The following is a 22,140-nucleotide window of genomic DNA, read 5'->3' on the forward strand; positions in this document are numbered from 1 at the left end:
GCCATGCCCACCGTCGCCCGCTACTCCGACGAGATCGTCCTGCACACCGCGGCCTTCGCGGACGCCGTGCGCGCCGCCGGCCAGGAGGCGCGGGTCCCGTCGTGCCCGGACTGGTCGGTGCGCGACCTCGCCGAGCACCTCGGCGCGGTGCACCGCTGGTGCGCGGGCACCGTGTCCCGGCCCGGCGAGAAGCTCGTCCGCCGGGGGCCCACCGACCCGCCGATGCCCACCGCCGACGACGAGGTCTCCACCTGGCTCCTCGAGGGCGCCGCGACGGTGACCGAGGCGATCCGCACGGCCGGCGAGGACACGGTGGTCGGCGGCTTCGGGACGATGGTGCCGGTCTCGTTCTGGGCCCGGCGCCAGTGCCACGAGACGCTGGTGCACCGCGCCGACGCCGAGCTCGCGGCGGGCGGTCCGGTGCTGGCGGGCGTCGACCCGGTGATCGCCGTGGACGCCGTCGACGAGCACCTGGCGATGATCGCGATGGGCGCGAAGCGCCGTCCCGAGCTGCGCGCGGACGGCGCGACGCTGCACCTGCACGCGACGGACGACGGGCTGGACGGCGCCGGCGAGTGGGTGGTGACGCTCGGCGCCGAGGGCCCGGTGATCGAGCACGCGCACCGGAAGAGCGACGCGGCGGTGCGCGGTCCGGCGGGCGCCCTGCTCACCGTGCTCACGAGCCGCCGACGCCCCGAGGACGCCGGTGTCGACGTCCTCGGGGCCTCGGAGCTGCTCACGCTGTGGCGCGAGCAGGGGGCCGTGTAGTCGGGGCGCTGGAGCTACAGCGACCCGGTGAAGACCGCGTGCTCGTGGTCGAACGAGGGCACCACGTCGACCTGGGCCTCGCCCGCGTCGGTCGTCGTGGAGAACGCGACGTCGTAGGTGAGGCTGCGGCCGGGCTGCAGCTGGTTCTGCGGGGGCAGGCCCATCTCGCTGTCGAAGACCTGGGAGGCCGGGGCGCCGGCGGTCGACATCGCGACCGACAGCAGGGTGGGGTCGAAGGCCCGGCCGGTGTTGTTGGTGACGCGCACGGTCACCTGGAACGCGTGCGGGTTGGTGTTCCCGGCCGCGTAGCTCGAGGGGTCGTAGGCGGTCGGCCGGTCGACGGTGACGGCCAGGCCGTCGGCGTAGGTGAAGGTCTGGCCGAAGCCCACCGCCGACGTGGCCGGGGCGGAGCTGCCGGAGGTGCCGGAGGTGTCGGAGGTGTCGGGCGTGCCGGAGACGGCCGGGGTGGTGGCGCCGATCGCGGACAGGTCCTCGCCCAGCTGGGTCACGGCGTCGGCCACGATGACCATGCCGGTGATCCCGAGCGCGACGGCCAGCACGCAGGCCACGACCCCGCTGACGGCCGTCCTGGTGTTGGTGGCGACGCGGCGACGGGCGCGCTGCACGCCGACGAGGCCGAGCACCAGGCCGACGATCCCCAGCAGGATCGCGCCGATCCCGAACAGCGGGATCAGGCCGACCACGAGGCCGCACAGGCCCAGCACCAGCCCCGCGATGCCCAGGCCGTTGCGCGGCGGCACCGACGGCTGGGGCATACCCGGCATGGCCGCCATCCCCGCCATCCCCGGACCCGGGGCCATCCGGGGGGCCGGCACCGCCGCCGCGCGGGCGGCGTCGAGCGCGGCCCGCGGGATCGGCATGGTCGGCGGCTCGACCGGCGCCGAGGTCTCGGCGGGAGCGCGGTGACGCGGCGGCTGGACGGTGGTCATGGTGTGCGTATCCCCCGACGAGATGCGTGGTGTCCGCCGGGTGGCGGACCTGCCGCTGATGTCGTCGGGGGCGACGATCCGTTAGCGCCGTCACCGCAACGAGTGAACGCTCCTCAGAGGGTCAGCACGAGCTTCCCGAACGTCGAGCCCTTCTCCAGCTCGTGGTGCGCGGCGGCGGCGTCCTCGAGCCGGAACGTGCCGGCGATCCGGACCGTCAGGACGTCCTCGTCGATGAGCCGGGCGATCCCGGTGAGGGCGACACCGTCGGGCTCGACGAGGAAGTCGGTGACCCGCTTGCCCTCGGCGTGCGCGCGCGCGGTGAGGCCCTCGGGCACGCCGGAGGGCACGCAGACCAGCAGGCCGCCGGGGCGCATCACGGCGAGCGAGGCGGGGCCGTTGGTCTCGGTCAGGTCGACGGCGACGTCGATGTCGCCCGTGGCCTCGGCGACGTCCTCGGTGCGGTGGTCGATCGCCTCGTCGAGCCCGAGCGCGACCAGGTCGGCGTGCTTGCCGGCCGAGGCGGTGCCGATGACGTAGGCGCCGCGGGCCTTCGCGATCTGCACCGCGAGGTGGCCGACGCCCCCGCCGGCGGCGTGGATCAGCACCCGCTGGTCGCGCTGGACGTCGGCGGTGTCGACGAGGATCTGCCAGGCGGTGAGGGCGGCGAGCGGGGTCGCCGCGGCGGTCACGTCGTCGACGTCGTCGGGGATGCGCGCGAACTGGCGGGACGGGGCGGTGACGTACTCGGCGTAGGCGCCGGCCTGCCGCGGGAACCAGGGCATCCCGTACACGCGGTCGCCCACGGCGAAGCGCGTGACGCCCATGCCGACGGCGTCGACGACCCCGGCCACGTCCCAGCCGACCGTGAACGGCGGCGAGGTCATGTCGTCACCGAGCCCGGCGCCGCCCGCACGGACCTTGGTGTCGACGGGGTTCACGCCCGCGGCCGTCACGCGGACCCGGATCTCGGTGGGGATGGGCTCGGGGACCGGGGCGTCGGTGAGGTGCAGAACCTCGGGCCCGCCGGCGGTGTCCTGGGTGATCGCGCGCATCGTCGTGGGCATGTCCCCCGCGTGCCCCGGGACCGCCGCGGGCACACCCCGTCTGCGCAGCTCCGCTCCGCTGCGTGCGTGGCGAGCAGGCCGGGAACGCGCCGGACCCCGTCGGTAAACTGGGCGTCATGGTGCAGTCCGAGCCCGGCACAGCCAGATCCGATACGGCTGTGCCCGAGAAGCCGACCCTCGACGGCCTCGAGGACCGGTGGGCGCGCGTATGGGAGGACGAGGGCACCTACGCGTTCGACCGCACGGCCACGCGCGAGCAGGTGTACTCGGTCGACACCCCGCCGCCGACGGTGTCCGGTTCGTTGCACGTCGGGCACGTGTTCAGCTACACCCACACCGACATCGTGGCCCGCTTCCAGCGCATGCGCGGCAAGCACGTCTTCTACCCGATGGGCTGGGACGACAACGGCCTGCCCACCGAGCGGCGCGTCCAGAACTTCTACGGCGTCCGCTGCGAGCCGAGCCTGCCGTACGACCCGGACTTCACCCCGCCCGAGAAGCCCGGCAAGCAGCAGGTCCCGATCTCGCGCAAGAACTTCGTCGAGCTCTGCGAGACGCTCACGGCCGAGGACGAGAAGGCGTTCGAGGAGCTGTGGCGCCGCAACGGCCTGTCGGTCGACTGGTCGCACGGCTACCAGACCATCGACGCCCGGGCCCGCGCCATCAGCCAGCGCGCGTTCCTGCGCAACGTCGAGCGCGGCCAGGCCTACGTGTCCATGGCGCCGACGCTGTGGGACGTCACGTTCCGCACCGCCGTGGCACAGGCCGAGCTCGAGGACCGCGAGCACACCGGCGCGTGGCACCGGGTCGCCTACCACGGTGCCGATTCCTCTGGTCACGACGCGGACGTGTTCATCGAGACCACGCGCCCGGAGCTGATCCCCGCCTGCGTCGCGCTCATCGCGCACCCCGACGACGAGCGCTACCAGCCGCTGTTCGGCACCACGGTGCGCTCGCCGCTGTTCGACGTCGAGGTCCCGGTGCTCGCGCACCCGGCGGCCGAGATGGACCGCGGCGCCGGCATCGCCATGTGCTGCACGTTCGGCGACCTCACCGACGTCCAGTGGTGGCGTGAGCTCGACCTGCCCAACCGCACGGTGATCAACCGCGACGGCCGGCTGCTGCGCGAGACGCCCGACTGGATCACCTCGGAGCTCGGCCGGCAGCGCTACGAGGAGCTCGCCGGTGCGACGGTGCACACCGCCAAGGAGCGGATCGTCGCGATGCTCACCGAGACCGGTGAGCTCGTCGGCGACGTCCGTCCCGTCACGCGCCCGGTGAAGTTCTTCGAGAAGGGCGACAAGCCGCTCGAGATCGTCTCCAGCCGCCAGTGGTACATCCGCAACGGCGGCCGCGACGCGACCGTGCGCGACGAGATGATCGCCCGCGGCCAGGAGCTGCAGTGGCACCCGGGCTACATGCGCCACCGCTACGAGGACTGGGTGCGCGGCCTCAACGGCGACTGGCTGGTCAGCCGTCAGCGCTTCTTCGGGGTGCCGGTGCCGGTCTGGTACCGGCTCGACGCCGACGGCGAGGTCCTGCCCGACGAGGTGCTCACGCCGTCGGACGACACCCTGCCCGTCGACCCCTCGACCGACCTCCCGCCCGGCTTCACCGCCGACCAGCGCGACGTCCCGGGCGGCTTCACCGGCGACCGCGACATCCTCGACACGTGGGCGACGTCCTCGCTGACCCCGCAGATCGCCGGGCTCTGGAGCATCGACGACGACCTGTTCTCGCGGGTCTTCCCGATGGACCTGCGCCCCCAGGGCCACGACATCATCCGCACCTGGCTGTTCTCGACGGTGCTGCGCAGCCACCTCGAGCACGACAGCCTGCCCTGGGCGCACACCGCGCTGTCCGGCTGGATCCTCGACCCGGACCGCAAGAAGATGTCGAAGTCCAAGGGCAATGTCGTCACGCCGATGGACCTGCTCGTCGAGTTCGGCTCCGACGCGGTGCGCTACTGGGCCGCCAGCGGGCGGCCGGGCGTCGACACGGCGTTCGACCGCGGCCAGATGAAGGTCGGTCGCCGCCTGGCGATGAAGCTGCTCAACGCCTCGAAGTTCATCCTCGGTGTCGGGGTGCCGGCCGGGGAGCCGGACCTCACCGCGGTGACGATGCCCCTGGACCGCGCGCTGCTCGCCCGTCTCACCGAGGTGGTCGAGAAGGCCACGACGGCTCTCGACGGCTACGACTACGCGGTCGCGCTCGAGGCCACCGAGCAGTTCTTCTGGTTCTTCTGCGACGACTACCTCGAGCTCGTCAAGTCCCGTGCCTACGGGGAGTTCGACGAGGCCGGACGCGACTCCGCGCGCGCCACGCTCGCGGCCGCGCTGCGGGTGCTCCAGCGGCTGTTCGCGCCGGTGCTGCCCTTCGTGGCCGAGGAGGTCTGGTCGTGGTGGCAGGAGGGCTCGGTGCACTGCGCCCCCTGGCCGGACATCCACGAGCTGGCCACCTCCGCGGAGGCCGACCCGCAGGTCCTCGAGGTCGCGTCCGACGTCATCGGGAGCATCCGCCGGGCGAAGTCCGAGCAGAAGCTCTCCATCCGCACCGAGGTCGAGAGCCTCTCGGTGCAGGCCGCGCCGGCCGCGCTCGAGGCGCTGCGCGCAGCGCTCGCCGACGTCCGGGCCGCCGGGCGGGTGCGCGACGTCGAGCTCGTGGTGTCCGCGGACGGCGAGCTCGTCACCACCGTCGGCGCCCCCACCGGCTGACCTCGCCCGTGGACGACCTCCTCGACTGGGTCGACGATCCGGACGCGGGCTGGAGCGTCGGCACGTTCGGCGCGCTCGCGGAGTTCCTGCGCGACCCCGACGAGCCCGCCGACGTGGTGCACGCGCCGCGTCGGGCCTCGGTGGTCACACCGCGCGGGGGCGTCGCCGTCACGCTGACCGACGACGTCCTGCCGGTCGCCTGGGAGCGGCGGGCCGGCGAGAGCTGGAGCCAGGCCGTCGCGCTCTGCCTGCTGCTGCCCTCGGGCGGACGGTCGGTGATCACCGAGCTCGGGCCCGACGAGGATGCGCTGCGCGCCGGGGACCGCGACGCGGTGCTGGTCGACCTCGGCGTCGGCGCGCCGCACCTCGAGGCGTGCGTGCGGACCGGCGAGGCGTCGCTGCTGGCCGAGCTGCGGGCGGTCGAGGGACGCCCCCTCGCAGAGGCCGGGCACCTGGCCGCGGCGCTGGTCGAGGCCGGCCCGCACCGCGTGTTCCGCACCGGGATCGCGCGGCTCGAGGTGTTCACCCCGATCCCGCCGGCGACCGGCGTCAGCCCGGACGGGCCGCACACCCACCTGCTGCCGCGCCTGCTCGCGCGCGGCCGGACGCACGCGGCGACCGACACGATCCCGCCCGGTCACGCGCCGGGCGCCACCATCCATCTCCCGCACCCGACCCGAGCCGTCGACGGGCGACGCATCCCGACGCGCGTCGACCGGCACCGCCGGGGCCAGGAGATGCTGGCTCGGTTCGGCGATCCGGCGGTGGTGGCGGCCAAGGCGGCGGTCGAGGAGGCGCTGGCGACGTCGACGGAACCACCCGCCTGGGCGCTGGGACGGGAGTACCGGGCGGCGGTGGAGCTGGCGCTACGGCAGTGCGAGGAGCTGTCGCCCGATCATCCCCACGTCGAGGCCTGGCGACGGCACATCCCGCGGGAGCGGGCGGACGGCCACGATCAGCCGCTCACCCACGACCCCGCCCAGTAGATGAGCCCAGTCGTGACCGGGCCGGCGGTGAGCGGGGTGGCTCAGTCCTGGAGCTCGGACTGCGGCGTGATCGCGAAGCGGAACTCGTCGCCGTCGCCGCGCTCGGCGTCCGGGACGCGCTCGACGTCGAGCACCTTGTCGTCCAGGGCCGACGCGGCCTGGGGCTCGAGGAAGATGACGGCGCCGCCACCCTCGAGCACGGTGTCGTCCGCCGCGGGGGTGGGCGCCACGGAGAGCTCGAGGCCCTCCTCCGCCATGTTGGGCGTGGCCGCGATGCGCAGACCCGACCCTTCAGGCATCTCATTGGTCTCGAGGATGGTCGAGATCGCCTCGGCCGCCGTCTCCGTCAGTGCCAGCATGCCTCGTTACCATACGGATCACGGATTGGTCACGCACGTGGATGCGCGTGCCGTCACGCGACCGAATCCCCAGCTCCACGCCCGAACACGGAGGGGAACGACCGAATGGCCCTCCCGGTGAGCCCAGACCCCACCGATCAGCGCGCGGCCGTACTCCGAATGCTCGACGCGTCACCGGACGGCCTCTCCGACGCCGCCCTCGCCCAGGCGCTCGGCGACGGCACCCGCCCCCAGACAGTCAACCAGCTCTGCCGCCGCCTGGTCGCCGAAGGCGCCCTCGAACGCGTCGGCACCCGCCCGATCCTCAACCGCCGCCCCACCCCTCCCGCCCGCCGCCGGGGTCGGACGACGGCCGCGCCGAGTGCTCCGGACCCGACGCCTGACACCACGCCCACGGAGCTCCGTGCGCGCGGGACCGGAGGCCGTCGGACGGGGAAGGCCACACCGTCGACGAGCGGCGGCGCGACCGCCGACGTCACGACCCCCGCGCGGGACGCTTCGAAAACCGAAGCATCGCCCGCAACGGAGACGACCCCGGCGACGACGCGACGGGGTCGGAACGGAAACCGCGCGAAGCGCGACCGGACGACCGCGGACGTCGCGACCCCCGCTGCGAACGCTTCGGAAATCGAAGCGTCGCCCGCAGGGCAGCCGGCTCGGGCATCAGCCCGATCGAAGAGCACCCGCCGAACCGCCGACAGCACGACCCTCACGCCGAACGCTTCGAAAACCGAAGCATCTTCCGCGACGGAACCGACCACGGCGACGACCCGATCGAAGAGCAGCCGCCGAACCCCCGAGGCCACGACCCCCGCAGCGGACGCTTCGAAAACCGAAGCGTCATCCCCGAGGGAACCGGCCCCCGAGCCGCAGAGCACGGCCGAGATCGCGGCTCCCGAGGCCGACGCCGTGCAGACCGAGCCGGCCCACGAGGTCCTCACCCCGGCGACGTCGCGGAGCGAACCCGAGGCCCCGACCTGCGGGCCGCCGCCGTTCGACGTGCTGCAGGCGTGGTCGCGGGTGGCGAACGTGCAGGCGCTCGTCGCGGACTGGCTGGTACGGCGAGGTGCGACGTTGCGGTCGGCCACGGTCGACGGGCAGGGACCGACCCGCGACCTCGTCGCGTCGCTCGACGGCGACGACGTGCACGTCGAGGTCACGGGATGGCCCGCCGACGGCGCGCGGACGCATCCGACGACCATCGCCGGCGACTGGTTCTCCGGCGCCGAGCAGGCGGCGGCGCAGCGACGTCGCGCACACCCGAGGGCGCGCATCGTCATCGCGCTGCCCGACACGCGGCGCTACCGCAGCCTCACCGAGCAGCGCGCGACGTCGTTGGCGGGCGCGGGGGCCGAGGTGTGGTTCGTCGACCCGGCGGGGTCCGTCCACGCCCGGTGAGGCTTGCCTACCGGTTCGCGCCGGGCGGCCCGGGGTAGGACGTCGGTGCCACCACGCGAACGAGAGGTATCCATGTCCGCCGACATCACCGAGATGATCCTCGACGACCACGACTGGTTCCGTCGTCAGTTCCTGCGCCTCGCGGACCTGCGGGAGCAGCCCGAGAAGGCCGAGCAGGTCTGGAACGCGCTGGCGATCCACCTCGAGGTCCACGCGTCCGCCGAGGAGCAGCACTTCTACCCGTCGATGGCGCGCCGGGCGGACGACGAGAACGCCTCCGCGACCGAGGACGCCGTCGGTGACCACGACGAGATCCGCGAGGGCACGGAGAAGGCGCGGAAGGCGACGGTCGGCAGCCAGGAGTGGTGGGACGCCATCGACGAGACCGACCAGGCGAACAACCACCACATGGCCGAGGAGGAGCGCGACGACCTCGAGCCCTTCCGGAAGGTGACGTCGCTGGCGTTCCGTCAGGAGCTCGGGGCGAAGTTCGAGCAGTTCAAGGTCGAGCACGCCGGTGGGCGCGGGCTGTCGTTCGAGGAGAAGGACCCCGAGAAGTACGTCGAGGCCGTCACCTCCTCCTGACGCCGCCCGGGCTGACGTCGATCCGGGTCAGCGGGGCGGGTTCCCGGTCCGGTCGAAGCCGACCGGGGACACGGCGTCGGCGTTCGACGTGATCCCCGGGATGTCGGGCTCTGTGACGAGCACCGCGGCGGACCCGGCCAGGACGAGGACGAGGAGCGTGGAGAGCGCGGGCACGACCCAGCCGGGCCGGTCGCCGCGCGGCCCGTCGGCGCGCGGCAGGGGTACGAGCGCGCCGTCCGGCAGCGGGAAGCCGTCGGTCGGGCACGGGTCGTCCACCGGGCCGGCGTCCTCTTCGTGCCGGGGGAGCACCAGGGCCGCGGCCCACGGCAGGGAGCTGGCCTCGGGGGGTGCCCAGAGCAGGGTCGCGTCGACGCCCTCCGGGTCGGCGAGGTGCTCCACGACCGGCGTCTCACGGTCGGCCACGACGATCGTGAGGACGTCGGTCACGTCGTCGCCGAGGCCGTCGGTGATGATCTCGAGCAGGGCGTGCTCGACGAGGCGCGTGAACTCGCTGCGGGTGAGGTAGACCTCGGCCTCGCCGGCGGTCACCACCAGCTCCTCGCCGTCCGAGACGCACATGATGTGGCGCGCCTCGCGCAGCTCGCGGGACAGGTGGGCGGCGTCGCGCCGGCCGACGGCGTCGGAGCGGTCGCGCAGCGAGTCGGCGAGCTCCGGGGCGACCACCGCGAGCTTCGCGTGCACGACGCCCGAGAGCAGGCCGTCGAGGCGCGCGTTGAGGTCGACCGCGCCGCCCTCGGCGATCTCGACCCCGTCGTCGGCGGCGCGCACCGGCCACACGGCGAGCTCGTCGCCCCGGGTGTCCACGACGACCGCCGGCGTGCCCGCGGCCGAGCGCGCGAGCTGGTCGCCGGCCCACGCCACCGCCTCGGGCAGCCAGGACGGATCGGGCAGGCCCGCCAGGCTGACGGCTTCGGTCAGCACCGCGAAGCGGTGCTCGTCGAGATCGCCGGGCACCACGAGCACGAGGTGGTCGGGCTGGCTGCCCTCGGCGGCCACGAGCTCGGCCAGCGAGGCGCCCAGCACCTCGGCGTCGCCGTCGGCGAGCTCCACGTCGATCGTGCGGTACTCCGCGTCGTCCACCCGGATCGCCGCCGAGGAGCCCGGGACGGCTTCCAGCACCATGACCCACCGGTCCACGTCTCCCCCTTCACCCGTCGTAGTCCGAACAGGTTAACGTTCACTCGTCTGTTCGGTCTACGAACGCGCTGCGTCACCCGGTTGCCGGGATCTTCACTCACGAGTGATCCAGAGGGATAGTCCGTTCGGCGATTGGCCGGTGCCGGGTCCGCTACGCTCGCGCTCCTCGCCCGGGGAGGTGCACCGACGGGAGGTGTCGTGATCACCGCCGACGCCTCCCCGCGCGCCCGCACCCATCCCCACCTCGTCCACCCCCACCTCGTGCCACTGTGGCGGGGGCTCGTGGTCTACCGGGTCGTGGCGCTGGTCGCGGCCGTGGTCAACCTCGTGCGCTTCTACGAGGTGTGGGCGCGCCCGGTGCTCGGGATCGTGGTGGTCGCCGCGATGGCCGTCTGGACCGCAATCTCCTCGCGGCGCTACCTGCGCTCCGGCGACCCGGCCACCGCCGTCGCCGACCTCCTGCTGACCGCGCTCGCCACCGCGTCGACGCTGCTCGTCGACACCCCCGACCGCGTCGACGCCGGTGGTTCGGTGATCACCACCGTGTGGTCGGCGGGGCCGGTGCTCGCGATGGCGATCGCCCTCGGGTGGCGGGGCGGTCTGGCCGGGGCGGTGGTCACCCTCGCCGTCCTGTTCGGGGTGCGCCGCGCGCTCGACGCCGACCTGCTCTTCGACGCCCAGCTGCTGCTCGTCGCCGGGCTCGCCGTGGGGCTGGCGGCCGACACGATGCGCCGCTCGGTCGAGCAGCTGCGCGCCGCCGCCGCCCGCGAGGCCGCGACGGCCGAGCGCGAACGGCTGGCCCGCGACATCCACGACGGCGTGCTGCAGGTGCTCGCGCTCGTGCGCCGCCGTGGCGACGAGCTCGCCCGGGACGGGGTCGACGCGCCCGCCGTCGAGCTCGCCCGCCTGGCCGGGGAACAGGAGGTCGCACTGCGCCGGCTGATCACCTCGGCCCCCGTACCGGCGGCCGACGGCACGGTCGACCTGTCCTCGCGCCTCGCCGGCGTGCTGCCGACGCACGCCTCGCTGGCGGTGCCCGCGCACGCGGTGCCCCTGCCCGCGACCGCCGTCGACGAGCTCGCCGCCGTGCTCCGCGAAGCCGTCACCAACGCCGCGCAGCACGCCCCGGACGCCGGGTTGTGGGTGCTGGTCGAGGCCGACGACGACGCGGTCACCGTGAGCGTGCGCGACGACGGCCCCGGCATCCCCGACGGGCGCCTGGAGGAGGCCGCGGCGGAGGGCCACCTCGGCGTCGCGGGATCGATGCGCGGTCGCGTCCGGGATCTCGGCGGCACCCTGTCGCTGCACACGGGCCCCGGCGAGGGCACGGAGTGGGAGATCGTCGTTCCGCGCAAGGAGGCGTGATGGTCCGCGTCATGGTCGTCGACGACCACCCGATCTGGCGCGAGGGCGTCGCCCGCGACCTCGGCGAACACGACGTCGAGATCGTCGCCACCGCCCCGGACGGGGCCGCCGCGGTGCGCATCGCGCGCGCCGTGCGGCCCGACGTCGTGCTCATGGACCTGCAGCTCCCGGAGCTCTCCGGCGCCGAGGCGACGGCGGCGATCCGGGAGGCGCTGCCCGACACCCGCGTCCTCGTGCTCTCGGCGAGCACCGAGCACGGCCACGTCCTCGAGGCCGTGCGGGCGGGCGCGTCGGGCTACCTGGTCAAGTCGGCCGGCATGGAGGAGCTCGTCGACGCGATCGACCGCACCGCCCGGGGGCAGGCCGTCTTCTCGCCCGGGCTGGCCGGGCTCGTGCTCGGCGAGTACCGGCGGCTCGAGTCCGAGGGCCCCGACGAGCCGCGGCTGACCCCGCGCGAGACCGAGGTCCTGCGCCTCGTCGCCAAGGGGCTGACAGCCCGGGCCATCGCCACGCGGCTGACGCTCTCGCACCGGACCGTGGAGAACCACGTCCAGAACTCCCTGCGCAAGCTCCAGCTCACCAACCGCGTGGAGCTGACGAGATATGCCATCGAGCGTGGTCTGGACGCCGACGAGTGACATGTCCTGATTGACATGTCGCGACGGACAGGTGGATGCTCCTCGCCATGGAGCACGAGACCGCCGCCGCGGACGAGCGGCGCCCCGGCGGCCTGACGCACTTCTCGGGCCTGCTCTGGGACGTCGGCGTCCCGCTCGTCGGCTACTACGCGCTGCACCTGCTGGGCGCGTCGGACTGGGTGGCCCTGCTCGTCGCGACGCTCGCCGCCGGCCTGCGCCTGGCCTGGGTCGCGGTGCGCAGCCGCGAGATCACGTGGTTCGCCGCGGTGATGCTCGCCGTGTTCGGCCTCGGTCTCGCCCTGGCGTTCGTCGGCGGTGACCCGCGGTTCCTGCTGGTCAAGGACTCGTTCGGCACGGCGCTCGTCGGCCTGGTGTTCCTCGCGAGCCTGTTCTTCGGCAAGCCGCTGACCCTGTCGGCGTTCCAGACGTGGCAGCCGAAGGAGGCCGCCGAGATGGACGGCTTCTACCGGACGCTGCCGCCGATCCGGCGGATGTTCCGGCGCAGCGCGGTGGTGTGGGGCGTCGGTCTGCTCCTGGAGGCGATCGTGCGCGTCCCGCTGATCTACCTGCTGCCGATCGACGTCATGGTCGGCCTGTCGACGGCGATGATGGTGACGGTGATCGTCGGCCTGTCGGTGTGGAACGGCTGGTACGGCAAGCGCGCCGGCGCCCAGGCTCGCGCCTGGGCGGCCGAGCACGAGGTCGCGGCCTGAGATCGGAGGCCTGGGGGGCCTGACGCTCAGCGCGCCGCGCCGACGCCGACCAGGCGCTCCAGGCTCCACGTCGCCCAGCCGTGCACGGCCTCGTACTGCCGGAGCCCGTACTCGCCGGCGAGGCGTCCGAAGGGGAGCGGATCGCCCTCGCGGTGCTCGGCGTCCTCCGCCTCCATCAGCGGCCGCAGCTCCTCGATCTCGGCGGCGCAGTGCGCGGCGATGCCCTCGAGGAGCGTGCGCGCGTCGTCGGGCTCCAGCGACTGCACGAGGAACATGCGCAGGACCGTCTCGTCGCGCACCGTCGCCTGCTCGGGCCAGTGGAACATCCACCGGCGCAGCTCGGCGCGCCCGTCCTCGGTGAGCGCGTAGGACTTGCGCCCGCGCGGCCCCGTCTCGTCGACCACGACCTGGCCGGCCTCGGTCATCTTGGCGAGCTCGGGGTAGATGCGGCTGTGGCCCGCCTGCCAGGCGTAGCGACCGATGCCGCCGTCGAAGGCGCGGGTGAGGTCGTACCCGCTGGCCGGGCCCTGGGCGAGCAGGCCCAGCAGGGCGTGGCGCAGCGACATGACGCGACGCTACCAGTCCGTCTTGACATGTCTGTATGGACAGGTTGAGGGTGGGGCGCATGGCCACCACGCCCACCCCCACCCCGATCGGACGTCGCCCGGAGCTGGGCGGGCGGTTCGCCCCGGTGCCCGACGAGATCGACGCCGTCGACCTCCCCGTCGAGGGGAGCCTGCCGCCCGAGCTCACCGGGCGCTACCTGCGCAACGGCCCCAACCGGCTGCTCGGCGAGGAGCCCGGCCACCTCTTCACCGCGCACGGGATGCTGCACGGCGTGCGGCTGCGCGAGGGGCGCGCGGAGTGGTACCGCAACCGCTGGGTGCGCACGCGCGCGCTCGAGGGGCACCCGTTCCTGTCCGAGGCCGGCGTCGACCTGGCCGCGGTCCCCGCGAACACCCACGTCATCGAGCACGGCGGGCGGCTGTTCGCGCTGGTCGAGAACGGGCTGCCCTACGAGGTGGACGCCGACCTCGGCACCGTCGGGCCCTGCGACTTCGACGGCAGGCTCACCACGGCGATGACGGCGCATCCGAAGACCGACCCGGTCAGCGGCGACCTGCACTTCTTCGGCTACTCGCCGTTCCCGCCGTTCCTGACCTACCACCGGCTCTCCGCCGACGGCAGCGATCTCGTCAGCCGCGGGGTCGACGTCGCGGGGCCGACGATGATGCACGACTTCGCGGTCACCGCCGAGCACGTCGTGTGGCTCGACCTGCCGATGACCTTCCAGTGGGAGCGGATGGCGACGGGCATGCCGTTCGGCTGGGACGAGTCGTACGGCGCGCGCCTCGGTGTGATGCGCCAGGACGACCCGGCAGGCGCGGTGACGTGGTTCGACGTCGACCCCTGCTACGTCTTCCACGTGGGCGGGGCGCACACCGACGACGACGGGCGCGTGGTGGTCGACGGCGCGCGCTACGCGCCGGCGGACGTCGGGGTGATGTGGGGCGGGCCCGTGCCGGGCGACCCCGCGGCGGCCGCCGCGGCCACGGGCGCGGCCCGGATGCACCGCTGGGTGCTCGACCCGCGCGACGGCTCGGTGACCGAGACGGCGCTCGAGGAGCGGGGCGTCGAGTTCCCGACGATCGACGAGGCGCTCGTGGGCCGCCCGTCGCGCTGGCGCTACGCCGTCGCCGATCGCGGCGCGGGTGGCGAGCGGGCCGGCGCCGTGGTGAAGGTCGACAGCGACGGCACCCTGGCCGCGCACGAGCTGGGCCCCGACGTCGTGGCGGGCGAGGCGGTGTTCGTGGCGTCCGAGGCGCCCGGTCGCGCCGAGGACGACGGCTGGCTGCTGACGATCACCACCACCCGCGACGGCGCGGCGTCCCAGCTGCTGGTGCTCGACGCGACCGACGTCGGCGGGCCTGCGGTCGCCGCGGTGACCCTCCCCCGCGGCGTGCCCTCGGGCTTCCACGGCAGCTGGATTCCCGACCCCATGTGAGTGAAGTTCCCGGCTATAGCCGGGAACTTCGCTCACGGGTCAGTTGAGGTGCGCGCGCCAGCGACGGGCGTGGCGGCGGAGCTCGTCGGCGTCGCGGGGCAGGTGCTCCGCCCAGTGCTCGAGCAGGGCCGCGGCCTCGCCGAACGCCGCGCGGCGCCCGCGGATCTCGGCCAGCTCGGCGACCTCGACCGCGGAGACCCCGGGAAGGGCGAGGCGCATGCGCAGCACCCACCCGAGCTGGGCGAGGTCGCCGCGCGCCCGGTGGATGCCGCGCAGGTTGGCGAGCATCCGCACGAGGACGGAGTCGTTGGTGACCGGCGCCAGGAAGGCGTCGTCGAATGCCCCGTCGGAGCCGAGGCCCGTCGACTCCCGGAACCGGCGCTCGCACTGCTCGCGGTCGAGCATCTCCCCGGTGAACGGGTCGAGGTGGCGCGCCGAGCCCACGGGGTGCACGAGGAAGTGCCCCGGCATCCCGACCGGCTCCAGCGCGACGCCCGCGCGGCGCCCGACCTCCATGCACAGCACGGCGAGGGTGATCGGGATGCCGGTACGCCGGCCGAGCACCTCGATCAGGGAGGAGTTCCGCGGGTCGTAGTAGTCCTCGCGGTCGCCGTGGAAGCCCTCCTCGACGAAGAGCCGGTGCACCAGGGCGTCGACGTCGGTGATCCCCACGGCGAGCCGGTCGATCTCGGCGCGCGCGTGCTCCGCGTCGGCCGACGGGTCGGCGGCGCGGGCGATCTCGAGCGCGCCCTCCAGCAGGTCCGGCTCCCCCGCCGCGACCAGGGCGAGGAAACGCTCCACGGCCGCCCGGCGCGCCGCGTCGTCGTCCACGCCGCGCATCCTGCCCCCGCGGGCGCCGGACCGCCGGATGGTCGGACGGGCGTGGTGGTCAGGCGGGCGCGGCCACCGTCCCGCTGCCCCGGGTCCAGGTCAGCGCCCCGTGCTCGAAGTTCTGCTGACGCCCGGTCGGGACGTCGTACTCGGCGCTGGTCGGGTAGCCGAGCGGCGAGCCCTCGGCGCCGGCACCCCGCCAGTGCTCGGCGATCGCCCCGGTCACCGGCCACGCCCCGGTCCGCGGCGACCAGACCACCGAGCCGCGCTCGAAGTCGGTGCGCCGCCCCGTGCCGTCGACGGTGGGCGACTCGACGCGGGTCGGCTCGCCGAGCGCGTCACGGTCGGCCGACCAGGCCGTCCGGACGTCCGCCGCCGCGCCCGCGATGAGCTCCTGCACCTTCACGCGCAGCGGCTCCATCTGCGCGTAGGCGGCGTCGCCCGGGCACGACGTCCGGCCCACGTCGCGGTGCGCGAACAGCGCCGGCACCGTCGTCGACTGGCCCTTCGGGAAGCGCGAGGTGCCCCCGCCGTTCGACGTGAGCTGCACCTGCTGGCGCGGGTCGCGGTAGAGCCCGCCGAGCTTCCACGCGGCCAGCGCCGCCGTGGACGCCATCGCGGCGGGGGTCGCCGGCGTGCCCTGGTAGTTGCCCATCATCGCGATGCCGAAGGTCTCGCGGTTGAACCCGCCCGCGTGGGCGGCGGTGACGTTGCGGTCGAGCCCGCCCGCGCGTCCCTCGAAGATCGTCCCGTACTTGTCGACGAGGGCGTTGTAGCCGATGTCGCCCCAGCCCTGGCTCTCCGAGTGGTAGGCGAAGATCGCGCGGACGATGCCCGGGGAGTCGGCGGGCGAGTAGTCGTTGGACTCGCTGGTGTGGTGGATGGTCACCGCGCGCACCGCCGGGGTCGTCTGCGGCGGCCACGTCATCTTCGACTCGTCGGCGCCCCACTGGGCGCGCGTCACGTACTTCGGGGTGGCCGGCCCGCGCGCCGAGCCCATCGCCCCGATCGCCTGGTCGTTGCTGCCGACGCCCGGGTCGATCCGCACGACCTGCACCTGGTCGGTCACCGGCTGCCCGGCGCGCATCGCGCGGACCTCGACCCCGGTGCGGTCGCCCACCCAGATCGGGTCGGTCCCGCCGCGCACGGGCCCGCCGGTCGGGGGCACGTCCTCGCGCTCGCTGCCCGCCGGGTCGAGGTTCGTCCAGGTGCCCCACCGCCCGGCGGCGTCGGTCGAGCGCAGGGACACCGCGTCCGGCGCCGGTCCGGCCCAGGTCACGGCGACGAGACGCAGCGGGCTCTCGCTGCGCGCCTGCCGCGCCCCGAGCGCGTCACGGGCCCCCGGCGCGTACGAGACGGGCGCGACGCCGGCCGCCACCGGCGCCGCGGGCGGCAGACCGGCCGGTGGCATGACCGCGTGCGCGGGATCGAGCTGCGAGACGCCGGTGGGCGCCGTCGGGTCGGGGGGCACCGCCGGACCGGCCGGCTGCGCCAGCGCGGGGCTCGGGAGCAGCAGCGCCCCCGTCGTCAGCAGCACGACGGCGCCCGTCCGCGTCCGCGTCGCCCTGCGGGCACGCCCCCTCGGAGCACCGGACCCGACCATCGCGCACACACCTCCGCTCGCGTCGGCGGCCTCGTCATGATCCGCCGGCGCCCACGATGACCCCCACATGCGCACCACTCGCCACACCACGCGCAGAAGGCGCCCGGTCGGGTGACTTCGTGTCAGCGCTCTCCACTCAGAGGTGAGCCTGCGCGAACGTCGCCACCGTCCTCATCGCCATGGCGTCCGCCCCCGCGCCGATCGGGGCCGCGACGACGGGGATGAGCTTGGTGACGTTGAGGGCGCCGCGTTTGGTGAAGCGCGAGGTGAGGCGGTAGCCGATGCGGGTGTCGAGCTGTCCGCGCACCTCGGGCGGCAGGCGGCGCAGGCCGTAGAGCAGCGAGGCGTTGACGAGGTCGAGTCCCGTGCGCTCGGCGAGCTCGGTGCCGTCGGCGCCCAGGACGCACACGAGCGCCGCGGTCCGGATCACCGGGTCCTCGAGGTCCCGGCCGCGCAGGTGGGCGATCACGGCGGCGAGGCGCGTGCCGAGCAGGTAGAGCCCGGTCATCCCCGCCGGCGCGGTGACCACGAGCGTCGCGGCGCCCCCGAGGCTGGTGAGCAGGCCCGAGCTGGCCGCGAGCCGGACATGGCTGCCGACGACCCGGCGCACCGCGGCCTCGACGTCGTCCTCGGTCGCGCGCAACGCGTCGTCGGCCACCGACGCCGCGCCGGCGAACGGGCCGATCCCGCCGACCGCGCGCCGCCACAACTCGTCGATCAGGGTGTCGGGCAGACCCCGCGAGCTCGCCACCCGCCCAGTGTCTCCGAGAGGGTTCAGTCCAGGAGGTCACAGGCCGCGGTGAGCGTGCCGGCCCAGCGCTCGCGCGCGTCGCGGACCCGGGCGCGCTCGAGGCGCTCGCGCTGGGTGTCGGCGTGCACCCAGGCCAGGATCATCGGGTCGACGCGCGCACCGTAGAAGGCGTCGACGACGAGCTCGGCGAGGTGGTGGTCCGCGCTCGCGATCTCCTTGTACTCCCAGATCGCGATCAGCCGCGCAGGTGGCTCGCCGAGCGCACCGACGCTGTCGAGCATCGCCACGGCCGTCGCGCCTCCGGGGGCGTCGGGGTGCATGTCCAGCAGCGCCGACCACACGGCGTCGGCGACGTCGCGCACCGCGTCACGCTCGAGGTCGCTCCACGTCGCCCAGTTCTCGGCGATCCGGCCGAGCACGGTGCGCAGGTCCACACGGTCGTCGGTGAGCGCCCTGCGCAGCAGCCACGGGGTGAGCGCGCGCAGGTCGTCCGGCGTGCCCAGCGTGTTGCCCAGGGTGAGCGCCAGCGTGAGCGGGTCGGTGTCCGCGACCGACACCTCGCCACCGTGGCAGTGGGGGCAGCCCGCCAGCGACCGTGGGGCCGGGTGCGCCACGAAGGCGGCCTCGAGTCCCCACAGCGCGGCGTCCACGCCCGCATCCGTCTGCACGTCCATCGAGAGAAATCTTCGTCCTCGCAACGCGACACGCTGGGCCGATAGGGCGAATATCCATCAGTGGTGTGACCGAGCGTCGCTCTGCGTACCGCCGAGCGTGTCAGCACGTCCACTCGTCTTGTCATCGAGGGGGCGGGTTCCGACCGCGACACGCCCGGGACGGGCCGTACAGATCACATCGGCGGGCGTCCGCGGGCGCCGTGGACGAGAGTCGGGACATGCGCTCGCGGTCCCAGGCCCCCACTCCCGGTCCCGAGATCAAGACCACCGGCGGCGTCGTCCGCGGCATCACCACGCACGACGTGCACACCTGGCGCGGTGTCCCCTACGCGGCGCCGCCCGTCGGCGATCTCCGCCTGCGCGCCCCGCAGCCCGTGGTGCCGTGGGAGGGCGCGCGCGACGCCTCGCGGTACGGGCCGGTGCCGATCCAGGAGCGTGTCGGCGAGTTCATCGGCGCCGGTAAGCACACCCCGATGGGCGAGGACTGCCTGACGCTCAACGTCAGCGCCCCGGCCACCCCGTCCGACGAACCGCGCCCCGTGATGGTCTGGTTCTACGGCGGCGCGTTCGTCGTCGGGGCGTCGTCGGCCCCCACCTACCGCGGCTACGACTTCGTGCGCCGCGGCGAGTGCCTCGTCGTGACCGTCAACTACCGCCTCGGCGCGCTCGGCTACCTCGACTTCTCCGGCTTCGGCACGCCCGAGCGCCCCATCGAGTCGAACCTCGGCCTGCGCGACCAGATCGCCGCCCTGGAGTGGGTGCGCGACAACATCGCGGCCTTCGGGGGCGACCCCGGGCAGGTCACGGTGTTCGGCGAGTCGGCCGGGGCGATCTCGGTGACGACGCTGATGGCGACGCCCGCCGCCCATGGCCTGTTCCACCGGGCCATCGCCGAGAGCTCGGCGCCGGGCATGGTGTTCGGCCAGGAGCGCGCGCGGGGCTGGGCCGCCGGGTTCGTCTCCGCCCTGGGTGCCGACGACGACCCGCTCCGGGGCCTCACGACCGCCACCCCGGACGAGCTGCTGGCCGCCGCCCGCATCCTGCGCGAGAGCATCGGCGACCAGCCGGGCACGATCCCCACCGCGCCCGTCGTCGACGGTGACCTGCTGCCCGAGTCCCCGCTCGACGCGTTCGAGGGCGGCCGCGCGGTCGACGTCCCACTGATCATCGGCACCAACGACACCGAGGGGCGCCTCTTCGAGCTCCCCCGCCTGCGGATGGACGTCCTGGTCAGCGAGGAGCGGGCGTCGCAGATGTTCGCGCTGACCCAGCCCGAGCTGCGTGACCAGGTGCTCGCCGCCTACGAAGGCACGGCGCACCGCAAGGACCTCGGCGGGGACTACATGTTCTGGTACCCGTCGGTGCGCGTCATGCAGGCGCACCGGGGGCCGGTGTGGGCGTACCGCTACGACCTCACGACGCCGGTGCTGAACCTGATGGGCGTCCGGGCCACACACGGCATGGAGCTCTACGCCGTGTTCGGTCTCGTCGACTCGGGCGCGGCCCGCGTCCTGACCGCACTCGGCGGGCGTCGCCACCTGCGGGCACTGTCCGAGCGCATCCAGGCCGACTGGGTCCACTTCGCCCGGTACGGCACGCCGGCCGGCCACTGGCCGACCTACGACACCGAGACCCGCCTCACGAAGATCTTCGATCGCACCGATCGCGTCGAGTCAGACCCCCGCCGCGAGCGCCGGCTCGCGTGGCAGGGGTTCCGGGGTTACGACTGATCCGCCCCCGCTCTCGTGCTGAGCGTGGAACGCTCGTCCGGTGGCGGATCTCCAGGTGACCGCGGGTCGACGGCGATGGCCTGCGCGGGCGTCTCGCCGAGGTCATCGACCGACTGCCGCGGTGAGAGGCAGGACCACCCACGACGAAGCTTCGAAAACCGAAGCTTCTCCCTGGAAGAAGCCGCCGTCAGGACGACTTGGCGTTCCGCTTCCGGGACGCGACGCGCAGGGTGATCGCGAGGGCGACGAGGGCCACGACGGCGAAGACGATGCCGAGCACGATGTCGTGGAGCACCAAGAAGAAGATCAGGGCGACACCGACCGACAGGGCCGTGCCGAGGATCCCGATCCCGACGTTGAGCTTGAGCTCACTCTGCTTCTCGGGCGCGTGGTCCGGGTCCGCCGCGGGGTTGCGGGCCTGGGGGGTCTTGCCCTGCTCCTCGGTCATGGGGGTCGGGTTACCCGCTCGGTGGCTCCTACAGCCATCCGGGCAGGACGAGCAGGGCCCACGCCAGCAGGGGACCCGTCACCACGACGATCCCGCTGTAGACGAGCATCCGGCGGTAGAACGCCTCCCGGTCGATGTCGGCCGGCGTGGACGCGAGCACCAGCGCACCGTTGGTCGAGAACGGGCTGACGTCGACGACCGTGGACGCGACCGCGAGCGCCGCGACCATCCCGACCGCGCTGACCGCCCCCTGCTGGAGGAACGGGAGCGCCAGCGGGATCGCGACGCCGAGGATGCCCGCCGACGACGCGAACGCCGAGAGCACGCCGCCGAGGTAGCAGAGCAGCAGCGCCGCGATCAGCGGGACGCCGAGCGCGACGATGGCCTCACCGACGTAGTCCACGGTGCCCGCCTCCTGGAGCACCGCGACGTAGGTGAGCACGCCGCAGACCAGCAGGATCGTGGACCAGGCGATGCCGCGCGTGGCCTCGCGGTGCCCGGCCGGGCACAGGATCCCGAGCACCACCGCGATCGTCAGCGACAGCACGCCGACGTCGAGCCCGAACGCCACCGTGCCCACCGCGAGCGCCAGGATGCCGATCAGCGTGAGGACCTGGGCGCGGTCGACGGGCGGGGCCTCCTGCTGCTCGGCGTCCTCCTCGGTGTCCTCCTCGGTGTCCGTGCTCGACGTGCCCTCCGGCCCGCCCACCGGCACGTTGTGCGCCACCCGCACGCCCGCCAGGGACCGGCCGCCGAGGACGACGAAGATGACCGCCGCGATCACGAGGTTGATCACGAGCGGGGCGAGGAAGAGCACCGTGGGGCTGAACGGGATCCCGGTCGGACCGACGACGCCGGCCACGAAGGTGCCGTAGACGCTGATCGGGGAGAAGGCGCCGGCCAGTGATCCGTGGACGACCATCATGCCCATGAGCAGCAGGTCCACCCCGTAGCGGCGGGCGAACGGCATCGCCAGCGGCGCCACGATCGCGACCGCGAACAGCGCGCCGATCGCCGAGAACACCGCGGACAGCGTGAAGAAGATCCACGGCGCGGCGACGAGGTGGCCCCGCACGAGGCGCATGGACCAGCGCACGAGCAGGTCGACCGTGCCGTTCTGGTGGGCGACCGCGAAGAGGTAGGTCAGCCCGAGCAGGATGAGGAACAGGTCGCCGGGGAACTCGGCGAGCACGTCGTCGAGGCTCATGCCGACGACGATCACGCCGACGCCGGCCGCCGCCACGAACCCGAGCGCGCCGAGGTTGATCGGCAGCACCGTCGCGATCACGAAGATCGCGACCAGCACCACGATGGAGACGATCACCGGCGTCACGCGCTCTCCTCCCGCCGGGCAGGCCACCCCGCCCGCCGAGAGGAGGATTCGCCCATACGGGTGGCGG

The 22,140-nt window shown here is 73.9% G+C and carries 21 protein-coding genes; 10 read left to right on the forward strand and 11 right to left on the reverse strand.

What is annotated here, in order from left to right; genetic code table 11:
- The first annotated feature begins 3 nt into the window (after positions 1-3).
- Complete coding sequence (locus PH191_RS19730; RefSeq protein WP_274196323.1) at positions 4-768, forward strand: maleylpyruvate isomerase family mycothiol-dependent enzyme; 765 nt, start codon at positions 4-6, stop codon at positions 766-768.
- Positions 769-782: 14 nt separating this feature from the next.
- On the opposite strand, the gene PH191_RS19735 is transcribed toward PH191_RS19730, so the two are convergent.
- Together PH191_RS19735 and PH191_RS19740 are read right to left on the reverse strand one after the other, a co-directional pair.
- Complete coding sequence (locus PH191_RS19735) at positions 783-1,718, reverse strand: hypothetical protein (RefSeq protein ID WP_274196324.1); 936 nt, start codon at positions 1,716-1,718, stop codon at positions 783-785.
- Between the two features lie 113 nt (positions 1,719-1,831).
- Positions 1,832-2,782, reverse strand: coding sequence for an NADP-dependent oxidoreductase (locus PH191_RS19740; protein ID WP_274196325.1), 951 nt, complete (start codon positions 2,780-2,782; stop codon positions 1,832-1,834).
- A 158-nt stretch (positions 2,783-2,940) separates the two neighbouring features.
- On the opposite strand from PH191_RS19740, the gene valS reads away from it, so the two are divergent.
- Complete coding sequence (valS, locus tag PH191_RS19745; RefSeq protein ID WP_337994082.1) at positions 2,941-5,496, forward strand: valine--tRNA ligase; 2,556 nt, start codon at positions 2,941-2,943, stop codon at positions 5,494-5,496.
- Between the two features lie 8 nt (positions 5,497-5,504).
- A complete protein-coding gene (locus tag PH191_RS19750) occupies positions 5,505-6,482 on the forward strand; it encodes a DUF6925 family protein (RefSeq protein ID WP_274196327.1) in 978 nt (325 codons plus the stop codon).
- Between the two features lie 41 nt (positions 6,483-6,523).
- Here PH191_RS19750 and PH191_RS19755 read toward each other — a convergent pair whose 3' ends face one another.
- Positions 6,524-6,841 carry an adhesin gene (locus tag PH191_RS19755; RefSeq protein ID WP_274196328.1) on the reverse strand — a complete coding sequence of 106 codons (318 nt, stop codon included), beginning with the start codon at positions 6,839-6,841 and terminating at the stop codon, positions 6,524-6,526.
- A gap of 909 nt (positions 6,842-7,750) precedes the next feature.
- Here PH191_RS19755 and PH191_RS19760 point away from each other — a divergent pair.
- Positions 7,751-8,239: a hypothetical protein gene (locus PH191_RS19760; protein ID WP_274196329.1), complete on the forward strand. Its 489-nt coding sequence runs from the start codon at positions 7,751-7,753 to the stop codon at positions 8,237-8,239.
- 72 nt (positions 8,240-8,311) lie between these two features.
- A complete protein-coding gene (locus PH191_RS19765; protein ID WP_274196330.1) occupies positions 8,312-8,824 on the forward strand; it encodes a hemerythrin domain-containing protein in 513 nt (170 codons plus the stop codon).
- Between the two features lie 27 nt (positions 8,825-8,851).
- Here PH191_RS19765 and PH191_RS19770 read toward each other — a convergent pair whose 3' ends face one another.
- The gene (locus PH191_RS19770) at positions 8,852-9,982 is read right to left on the reverse strand and encodes a hypothetical protein (RefSeq protein WP_274196331.1); all 1,131 of its coding nucleotides are present in this window, start codon (positions 9,980-9,982) and stop codon (positions 8,852-8,854) included.
- Positions 9,983-10,180: 198 nt separating this feature from the next.
- Here PH191_RS19770 and macS point away from each other — a divergent pair, with 198 nt between their 5' ends.
- The 3 genes from macS to PH191_RS19785 are packed head-to-tail and all read left to right on the forward strand — an operon-like array spanning position 10,181 to position 12,698.
- On the forward strand, positions 10,181-11,347 hold the full coding sequence (macS, locus tag PH191_RS19775; protein ID WP_274196332.1) for a MacS family sensor histidine kinase: 1,167 nt from the start codon (positions 10,181-10,183) through the stop codon (positions 11,345-11,347).
- Positions 11,347-11,985 carry a response regulator gene (locus PH191_RS19780; RefSeq protein WP_274196333.1) on the forward strand — a complete coding sequence of 213 codons (639 nt, stop codon included), beginning with the start codon at positions 11,347-11,349 and terminating at the stop codon, positions 11,983-11,985. The genes macS and PH191_RS19780 overlap by 1 nt, the downstream gene beginning before the upstream one ends.
- Positions 11,986-12,032: 47 nt before the next feature.
- Positions 12,033-12,698, forward strand: a complete 666-nt coding sequence (locus PH191_RS19785) for a VC0807 family protein (protein ID WP_274196334.1) — start codon at positions 12,033-12,035, stop codon at positions 12,696-12,698.
- A gap of 26 nt (positions 12,699-12,724) precedes the next feature.
- Here PH191_RS19785 and PH191_RS19790 read toward each other — a convergent pair whose 3' ends face one another.
- Positions 12,725-13,264, reverse strand: a complete 540-nt coding sequence (locus tag PH191_RS19790; protein ID WP_274196335.1) for a PadR family transcriptional regulator — start codon at positions 13,262-13,264, stop codon at positions 12,725-12,727.
- 59 nt (positions 13,265-13,323) lie between these two features.
- Here PH191_RS19790 and PH191_RS19795 point away from each other — a divergent pair, with 59 nt between their 5' ends.
- Positions 13,324-14,703 carry a carotenoid oxygenase family protein gene (locus PH191_RS19795; RefSeq protein WP_274196336.1) on the forward strand — a complete coding sequence of 460 codons (1,380 nt, stop codon included), beginning with the start codon at positions 13,324-13,326 and terminating at the stop codon, positions 14,701-14,703.
- Between the two features lie 39 nt (positions 14,704-14,742).
- Here PH191_RS19795 and PH191_RS19800 read toward each other — a convergent pair whose 3' ends face one another.
- From PH191_RS19800 to PH191_RS19815, 4 genes are all read right to left on the reverse strand, one after another.
- Positions 14,743-15,534 (reverse strand): SirB1 family protein, encoded by a 792-nt coding sequence (locus PH191_RS19800; protein WP_274196337.1) that lies wholly within the window; start codon positions 15,532-15,534, stop codon positions 14,743-14,745.
- A 58-nt stretch (positions 15,535-15,592) separates the two neighbouring features.
- Entirely contained in the window at positions 15,593-17,071 is a 1,479-nt protein-coding gene (locus tag PH191_RS19805; protein WP_274196338.1) for an N-acetylmuramoyl-L-alanine amidase, read from the reverse strand.
- Between the two features lie 202 nt (positions 17,072-17,273).
- Positions 17,274-17,888, reverse strand: a complete 615-nt coding sequence (locus tag PH191_RS19810) for a hypothetical protein (RefSeq protein WP_274196339.1) — start codon at positions 17,886-17,888, stop codon at positions 17,274-17,276.
- 23 nt (positions 17,889-17,911) lie between these two features.
- A complete protein-coding gene (locus tag PH191_RS19815) occupies positions 17,912-18,562 on the reverse strand; it encodes a hypothetical protein (protein ID WP_274196340.1) in 651 nt (216 codons plus the stop codon).
- A 218-nt stretch (positions 18,563-18,780) separates the two neighbouring features.
- On the opposite strand from PH191_RS19815, the gene PH191_RS19820 reads away from it, so the two are divergent.
- Positions 18,781-20,292 (forward strand): carboxylesterase/lipase family protein, encoded by a 1,512-nt coding sequence (locus tag PH191_RS19820; RefSeq protein ID WP_274196341.1) that lies wholly within the window; start codon positions 18,781-18,783, stop codon positions 20,290-20,292.
- 187 nt (positions 20,293-20,479) lie between these two features.
- Here PH191_RS19820 and PH191_RS19825 read toward each other — a convergent pair whose 3' ends face one another.
- The gene (locus PH191_RS19825) at positions 20,480-20,740 is read right to left on the reverse strand and encodes a hypothetical protein (protein WP_274196342.1); all 261 of its coding nucleotides are present in this window, start codon (positions 20,738-20,740) and stop codon (positions 20,480-20,482) included.
- Between the two features lie 28 nt (positions 20,741-20,768).
- A complete protein-coding gene (locus tag PH191_RS19830; protein ID WP_274196343.1) occupies positions 20,769-22,073 on the reverse strand; it encodes an SLC13 family permease in 1,305 nt (434 codons plus the stop codon).
- Positions 22,074-22,140 lie beyond the last annotated feature (67 nt).

The organism is Actinomycetospora callitridis (assembly GCF_028737265.1).
GTDB lineage: Bacteria > Actinomycetota > Actinomycetes > Mycobacteriales > Pseudonocardiaceae > Actinomycetospora > Actinomycetospora callitridis.

Bases quoted from the DNA above. Each gene is read 5' to 3' on its own strand.
- PH191_RS19730 (WP_274196323.1), top strand. From the start codon at position 4: ATGCCCACCGTCGCCCGCTACTCCGACGAGATCGTCCTGCACACCGCG.
- PH191_RS19735 (WP_274196324.1), bottom strand. From the start codon at position 1,718: ATGACCACCGTCCAGCCGCCGCGTCACCGCGCTCCCGCCGAGACCTCG.
- PH191_RS19740 (WP_274196325.1), bottom strand. From the start codon at position 2,782: ATGCCCACGACGATGCGCGCGATCACCCAGGACACCGCCGGCGGGCCC.
- PH191_RS19755 (WP_274196328.1), bottom strand. From the start codon at position 6,841: ATGCTGGCACTGACGGAGACGGCGGCCGAGGCGATCTCGACCATCCTC.
- PH191_RS19765 (WP_274196330.1), top strand. From the start codon at position 8,312: ATGTCCGCCGACATCACCGAGATGATCCTCGACGACCACGACTGGTTC.
- PH191_RS19780 (WP_274196333.1), top strand. From the start codon at position 11,347: ATGGTCCGCGTCATGGTCGTCGACGACCACCCGATCTGGCGCGAGGGC.
- PH191_RS19785 (WP_274196334.1), top strand. From the start codon at position 12,033: ATGGAGCACGAGACCGCCGCCGCGGACGAGCGGCGCCCCGGCGGCCTG.
- PH191_RS19790 (WP_274196335.1), bottom strand. From the start codon at position 13,264: ATGTCGCTGCGCCACGCCCTGCTGGGCCTGCTCGCCCAGGGCCCGGCC.
- PH191_RS19795 (WP_274196336.1), top strand. From the start codon at position 13,324: ATGGCCACCACGCCCACCCCCACCCCGATCGGACGTCGCCCGGAGCTG.
- PH191_RS19815 (WP_274196340.1), bottom strand. From the start codon at position 18,562: ATGGACGTGCAGACGGATGCGGGCGTGGACGCCGCGCTGTGGGGACTC.
- PH191_RS19820 (WP_274196341.1), top strand. From the start codon at position 18,781: ATGCGCTCGCGGTCCCAGGCCCCCACTCCCGGTCCCGAGATCAAGACC.
- PH191_RS19825 (WP_274196342.1), bottom strand. From the start codon at position 20,740: ATGACCGAGGAGCAGGGCAAGACCCCCCAGGCCCGCAACCCCGCGGCG.